Genomic DNA, 6031 nt, shown 5'->3' on the forward strand with positions numbered 1-6031 from the left:
GAGCCGAGCACCGAGCGGGCCGCCGGGTGGAAGAAGTCGTAGAGCGCCCGCAGCCCGGCCGAGTCGAGGATCCCGGTAGCGTCGAAGATCAGCGCGCCGTAACGGGTGCCGCTCTCAACGCCCCCGCGCACGTCGGTGCCGGCCCGGTCGAGCAGGTCGCGGACCGGGCAGCCCAGCCGTCCGCCGGGCGCCGCACCCAGCAGCACCGGTCCGGGCGCGAGGGGAGCACCCGGTTCGTGGCGGCGCAACCGGGGCGGATCGGGGAGCCCCAGCCGCCGCACCACGGTTCGGCCCAGGCCGGTGTTCGTGAAGGTCGCGTATGTGTCACCCATGCGAGTAACCTACTCGCCAGTAGATTACTGACAAGTTCCCGGAGGAGTGCCGTGCAGAACACGCGCCGCGTCGCCGTCCTGGGTGGAAACCGGCTCCCGTTCGCCCGGTCCGGCAGCCGCTACGCCCACGCCACCAACCAGGACATGCTGACCGCCGCCCTGGACGGGCTGGTCGCCCGGTTCGGGCTGGCCGGGCAGCGGGTCGGCGAGGTGGTCGCCGGCGCGGTGCTCAAGCACTCCCGCGATTTCAACCTCACCCGCGAGGTCGTCCTCGGCTCCCAGCTCGACCCGCACACCCCGGCGTACGACATCCAGCAGGCCTGCGGCACCGGGCTGCAAGCCGTCATCCTGGTCGCCAACAAGATCGCGTTGGGTCAGCTGGAGGTCGGTATCGCCGGCGGGGTGGACACCACCTCGGACGCGCCGCTGCAGCTCAACGAGGACATGCGGCGGGCGCTGCTGGAGCTCAACCGGGCCCGCAGCCTCGGCGCCCGGCTCCGAGCCGCCGCCAAGCTCCGCCCCCAGCAGGCCTTCCGTCCGGAGATTCCGCGCAACGCCGAGCCGCGCACCGGGCTGTCGATGGGCGAGCACGCCGCCCTCACCGCGTTGCGCTGGAACGTCGACCGCGAGTCGCAGGACGCCCTGGCCCTCGCCTCACACCAGCGCCTCGCCGCCGCGTACGACCGGGGCTTCTTCGACGACCTGGTCACGCCGTACCTGGGGCTGACCCGGGATCAGAACCTGCGCCCGGACACCAGCCTGGACCGGCTCGCCGCGCTCAAGCCGGTGTTCGGCGCCCGCGGGGCCACCATGACCGCGGGCAATTCGTCGCCTCTGACCGACGGCGCGTCGACCGTGCTGCTGGCCTCCGAGGAATGGGCGCAGGCGCACTCGCTGCCGGTGCTGGCCTACTTCACCGACTGCGAGACCGCCGCCGTCGACTTCGTGCACGGCGACGAGGGACTGCTGATGGCGCCCGTGTACGCCGTACCCAGGATGCTCGCCCGTCGTGGACTGACCCTGCAGGACTTCGACTTCTACGAGATCCACGAGGCATTCGCCTCGCAGGTGCTGGCCACCCTGGCCGCTTGGGAGTCGCCCGAGTTCAGCAAGGAGCGGCTGGGCCTGGACGCTCCGCTCGGCTCGATCGACCGGGACCGGCTCAACGTCAACGGCTCATCGCTGGCGGCCGGCCACCCGTTCGCCGCGACCGGCGGCCGGATCGTGGCGAACCTGGCCAAGCTGCTCGCCGAGAAGGGCTCCGGCCGCGGCCTGATCTCCATCTGCGCCGCCGGCGGCCAGGGCGTGGTCGCCATCCTGGAACGCTGACCTCGCCCAGCGGGTCAACCGCAGCTGGAGGTCCGCGCCTCCCCGTTGAAGGTGTCGATGTTCTCCACCTTCCAGGATTCGTCCTGGCGCACCGCGTTGACGGCGAACATCGCGCCCGCGGTGGACGTCTGTTTCGTGGCGGTGCTGGTGTCGCTCTGGGTGGCGAAGACGAGCACCCGCGCGCGGTTGCCGGTCAACATCTGCACCCCGCTGTTGGTGACCGTGACCGTGACGACCAGACGCTGCTGAGGTGCGTGTTGCCGTACCACCGCGAACAGCTGGTCGTATTGGCAGACGGCCTTACCGGTCAGCAGGCTCCGGGCGGCCTGCTGGGTCTTGTCGAGGTCGTTGTAGTTGTACGAGAAGAGCGTGTTGACCGCGGTGGCGACCTGACCGTTCGCCGCACTGGTGGCGGCGTTGTCGGTCAGCGCGATGTTGGTGCCCGCCGCGGCGCGCACCTGGTCAGCCTGCTGGGCGAACCACGCGGCTGATCCACTCAGGACCACAGCGCACGCGCCGAGCACCAGGACCCGTGTCATGGGCCGCCGGAGGGCAGATTGTGCAGGCGGGGACTCCGGTTGCGTCGCCGGGGATTCCGGTTGCGCGGGTGGGGGTTCCGGTGGCGGCGGGGTGGGATCGGTGAGCGGCCGGCGTCGCACCATCCGCCGGGAAACGGTCCGCCGAGGTGGGCGGGTGGGTGTCGGCATGCGTGCTGGTTCCTTCCGTACGCGGGTTCAGGCCGCGGAAACCGGTACTTGTCCGATGGAGCTGAGCTTCCAGGTCGACCCGGTCCGCGTGAGCTGGCCCGCCAGCCGTTCCCGCTTGGTGGTCGGTTTGCCGGTCGCCGGGGTCACCGTCAACTCGATGGCCACGATGACGCCCGCCTTGCCGGCACGCTCGTCCAGCTCGGTCACCGCGCCGTCGAGGATCTTCGCCGTGGTGATGGTCTTCGCCTTCTGGATCTGCGTGAGGAAGTTCTGGCGGCCCTGGTGGAGCTGATCGCGCAGGGTGCCGGTGGTGGAGTCGATCCAGAGATTGATGCCGCTCTCAGCCGTGCGGTAGTCCAGCGTGTTGAGATTCTGGATCGCCTGCTCGGCGGCGCGCAGCACCTCGTCGCGGGTCTGCGAATACCGCAGCGAGTCGTCGTGCGCCGCCGACCACCACGACCAGCCGGTCCACCCGGCGGCGCCGGCGGCGACCAGAGCGAGGACGAGAGCCAGCACCACCAGCAGGTGGCGGGGACGCGTCTCGCGGGTAACGGTCATTTGACAACTCCGTTGGCCCGCTCGTGCAGCCGGCGGGCCCGCAGCACCAGTTCCATGGCGAAGCGGGAGTCGGGATCGTCGAGCTGCTCGCCGAGACTCTGCTCGAGCTGACGCATGCGGTAGCGAACGGTCTGGGGATGCACGCTCAGTCGCTCGGCGATCTTGGCCGCCGAGCCGCGGGCGTCCAGCCAGGCCTCGAGCGTCTCGACCAACCGCTCCCGGCGGTGCGGGCTCATCTTCCGCACGGCGGCGAATTCGCGGTCGGCGAGCTGCTCGACGAGCGCCCAGTCGGAGAACAGCAGCATCTCGCAGAGATGCTCCTCGCACAGAATCACCGGCCCGGTATCGATCGCGCCGGACTCGGCCAGCGCAAGCGCCTGCCGGGCCCAGCGCAGAGAGTCCGCTGCCGCGCTCAGCCGCACCGTGGGACCGACGGCCAGGCGACTGCCGGGGAACTCCGCGACCAGGCGGGTCCGGCGGTCCGCCGAAGGCCGACCGGGCACGAGCAGGTATGGCTCGACGCTGTCCAGGTCGGACAACACGTCATCCTTGGGCGGCGTCGCATCCCGGTTGCGGAGGGACACCGCGATCATGGTGACTTCGTCGGGCACCGTCCAGCCGGCCAGGTTGGCCAGGTCCTTCACCGCGCTCTCGGGGGCGGGCGGGGACTCCAGGATCAGCCGGAGCAGCCGGCGGCGCCATTGGTTCAGCGCGTCGGCGTTGCGTGCCTTCGCCTCCATGTACCCCTCGACGGACAGCGTGGCCAACTGGTCGATGTAGCCGAGCAACGTGTCGGCGAGCTGGAACATGGTCGACGACAGCAGGCCTTCCCGCCGGCCCACCTTCACGGCCCGTTGCCAGGCCAGCCGGGCGCCGACCCGGTATGCCGCCTGGAGGCTGTCCAGGCTGCGGTCCTCGTTCGCCTCGTACCGGCCGAGCCGCCGGAACACCCCGTCCCAGCCCTCGTGGGACGCGGACGGGTCCGCGATCTGGTCGATGAAGGATTCGAGCGCGTGCTCGACGCCCAGCCGCATGGCCTGGCCGTACGGGCCGTCCATGGGGCGGGCGTACTCGGGAATGGTCTCGCGGATCTCGGTGATGATCTCGGTGGCCAGGCTCGGCAGTTCGGCGCGCATGATGACGGCCAGGTGGCGGGGAAGCACCTCCGGCGGCTTCGCCCGGCTGCTCCTCGCGGCGTGGCTGTCGGCCTGCAGTGGACGGGTCATCGACGTCTGCCCCTTTCCGACACCTGGCGGCCGGTTCGACGTGGCATCGAACATAGTCCATGTCGGTCGTCTTGGCGCAAGTTGCCCTCTATAGCGGTCATAGCTAACAAATCAGACAGGCTGCTCCGGGCCCCGTCGTGGGGCTGAATTGCGCGTGCCGTGACAATCCCCGTCGGCACTTCGTGCTGGAAGTGATAAGAAACGGCGGCCCGCCGGGCAGTCAAGCAATTCATCGGCGTCTCTGCTTGTGGCCCTTTGTAACCCGTCAGTAACATACCGCCGAGGCCGACTCCGAGCTACTGACGGCCCGCCATTCCAGGTCCTGCCGACGGCGCCGGGCGGACTCGGGAAGGGGCCGGCGGAGCGGGCTACAGCCAGGCCCGGCGACCATTCGGTCGTGGGCATTTCCCCAGGAGAGTGCCAATGCGCGTACGGAAAGCAAGTGTTCTCCTCGTCGCGGCGATGGCCGCGTCGGCAGTCGGCGTCAGCGCCTCACCAGCCGCCGCCGCGGCCGACATCAACGCCACCTATCCGATCACCGGCGTCAGCCACATCAACTCCAACGACTCCGACCTGCCGCTGGGTCCGGGCAGCCTGAAGGCGACCGTCAACCTCGACAGCGGCGCCCTCACGGCCGGCGTCTCCCTGCCCCCGGCCACCGGGAACTTCAAGGAACTCGGCATCATCCCGGTGACCGCGACGGTCGAGTTCATCGAGGCGGAGCCGACCACGGGGTCGCTGAACCTGAACACCGGCGCGATGCAGAGCACGTCGCACATCACCCTGCGGCTGACCCGCCTCACCATCGCGGGCCTGCCCGCTCTGGTCGGCAGCCGCTGCCAGACGGTCCGACCGGCCGAGATCCCCTTGGCCTCGCAGTCCGGGTTCAGCGTGCTGCGCGGTGGCGTCGTCTCCGGGACGTACACCATCCCGCCGTTCGAGCACTGCCTGCTGAACACCGCGCTGATCAACCTCACCATCCCGGGTCCGGACAACACCCTGACCCTGACCCTCGGCCCGGCCGTCCTCGGCTGAGCCGGCAGTGCATCCCCCACTGAGGAGGCAAAGATGAGAATGCGCACCCGCGTGACCCGCATCCTGTTCTCGAGTGCTGCCGTGACCAGCGCGGCCGTCCTGATCGGCGCCGGCGCGGTCCACGCCGCGGACACCGCGGCCACCGTCACCGTCAGCAACCCGACGGCGGCCGGCACGTACACCGCCGTCACCTCGCACAGCTCGTTCCTGGACCTCAACACCGGCATCTCGCTGACCTGTACGGGCGGCGGCGGCCAGAACTACGGCTCGCAGGCCACCGGTGCGCTGCCCAGCCAGTCGGGCGTAGCGCTGCCGGCCACGTTCGCCAGCGGCGTCGGGAGCCTGCTGTTCAACACCGCCGGCGGCTGCACCAGCCTGCTCGGCTCGGTGACCTCGATCGCGACGGACACGCCGTACGAGATCGTCATCCAGAACTACCCGGGCGTGAAGTCCGACGGTGTCACCCCGGCCAACGGGGACGGCTACATCCACATCAAGAACGTCAACGTGTCCATGCCGGCCTGCTCGTTCACCGTCTCGGGCGACGCGCCGGTGTACTACGACAACGCGACCCAGTCGCTGAACGTCACCCCGGACATCGCGCCGGAGTACGGCACCGCCACCACCGGCGACGTCACGCTGCCGGATGGCCCGTTGACGATCAGCAACGTCAGCGGCTGCCTCGGTGAGGTGCAGAACGGTGACATCGGTGCCTACTACGCCACCGCTGACGCCGAGAACCCGTTCGGCAACGACACGCCGTACGTGCTCGACACGGCCCTGCAGATCACGTCGCCGTAATCCGGATCGGAACGCCGCCGCGCCCCGGGCGCCCCGGCGACCG

6 protein-coding genes and 1 pseudogene are annotated in these 6031 nt (G+C 70.0%); 3 read left to right on the top strand and 4 right to left on the bottom strand.

Annotation, left to right across the window (positions count from 1 at the left end; translation table 11 throughout):
- A pseudogene (locus tag AB0C29_RS29475) lies at positions 1 to 332 on the bottom strand (short chain dehydrogenase); the annotation flags it as partial.
- A 51-nt stretch (positions 333 to 383) separates the two neighbouring features.
- Between AB0C29_RS29475 and AB0C29_RS29480 the strand changes: the two are divergent.
- Positions 384 to 1661 (top strand): acetyl-CoA C-acetyltransferase, encoded by a 1278-nt coding sequence (locus AB0C29_RS29480; protein ID WP_360826759.1) that lies wholly within the window; start codon positions 384 to 386, stop codon positions 1659 to 1661.
- 14 nt (positions 1662 to 1675) lie between these two features.
- Here the strand turns inward: AB0C29_RS29480 and AB0C29_RS29485 are convergent, their stop codons facing one another.
- The 3 genes from AB0C29_RS29485 to AB0C29_RS29495 all read right to left on the bottom strand — a co-directional run bounded on the left by AB0C29_RS29485 (position 1676) and on the right by AB0C29_RS29495 (position 4152).
- Complete coding sequence (locus tag AB0C29_RS29485; protein ID WP_360826762.1) at positions 1676 to 2200, bottom strand: hypothetical protein; 525 nt, start codon at positions 2198 to 2200, stop codon at positions 1676 to 1678.
- A gap of 195 nt (positions 2201 to 2395) precedes the next feature.
- Positions 2396 to 2926 (bottom strand): hypothetical protein, encoded by a 531-nt coding sequence (locus AB0C29_RS29490; protein ID WP_360826765.1) that lies wholly within the window; start codon positions 2924 to 2926, stop codon positions 2396 to 2398.
- A complete protein-coding gene (locus AB0C29_RS29495) occupies positions 2923 to 4152 on the bottom strand; it encodes a helix-turn-helix domain-containing protein (RefSeq protein ID WP_360826768.1) in 1230 nt (409 codons plus the stop codon). The genes AB0C29_RS29490 and AB0C29_RS29495 overlap by 4 nt, the downstream gene beginning before the upstream one ends.
- Positions 4153 to 4575: 423 nt before the next feature.
- On the opposite strand from AB0C29_RS29495, the gene AB0C29_RS29500 reads away from it, so the two are divergent.
- Together AB0C29_RS29500 and AB0C29_RS29505 are read left to right on the top strand one after the other, a co-directional pair.
- Positions 4576 to 5187 (top strand): hypothetical protein, encoded by a 612-nt coding sequence (locus tag AB0C29_RS29500; protein ID WP_360826771.1) that lies wholly within the window; start codon positions 4576 to 4578, stop codon positions 5185 to 5187.
- Between the two features lie 33 nt (positions 5188 to 5220).
- A complete protein-coding gene (locus AB0C29_RS29505; protein ID WP_360826774.1) occupies positions 5221 to 5988 on the top strand; it encodes a hypothetical protein in 768 nt (255 codons plus the stop codon).
- The last annotated feature ends 43 nt before the right edge of the window (positions 5989 to 6031 follow it).

The organism is Actinoplanes sp. NPDC048791 (assembly GCF_040650095.1).
GTDB lineage: Bacteria > Actinomycetota > Actinomycetes > Mycobacteriales > Micromonosporaceae > Actinoplanes.